The 345-nt window shown below is 68.1% G+C and carries 1 protein-coding gene; it reads right to left on the bottom strand.

Annotated elements, in window-relative coordinates; genetic code table 11:
• The coding region (locus ACY45C_RS20345; protein ID WP_462189159.1) for a sugar transferase at positions 1 to 345 on the bottom strand (345 nt) is incomplete at both ends.

Here is a 345-nt window from a genome sequence, read left to right as displayed (position 1 = left end):
ACCGACTCGTCCCATTCGAGGTCCGACCGGCCGCTGATCTGCCACAGGCCGGTCAGCCCCGGCTTCACCATCAGCCGGCGGTGCACGTCGTCCTCGTAGCGGGCGACCTCCGACGGCAGCGGCGGGCGCGGCCCCACCAGCGACATCGTGCCGTTCGCGACGTTGAGCAGCTGCGGCAGCTCGTCGAGCGACCACTTGCGCAGGAACTTCCCGACCTTGGTGATCCGCGGGTCGTCACGCATCTTGAACAGCAGCCCCTCGGCCCGTTCGTTGCGGGACTCCAGCTCCGCCTTGCGCGCCTCCGCGTCGACGTACATCGACCGGAACTTGTACATGGTGAAGTGC

Source organism: Frankia sp. CcWB2 (assembly GCF_977927585.1).
The sequence above is the reverse complement of the archived record's forward strand: the minus strand, read 5'-3'. Positions and strand labels throughout refer to the sequence as shown.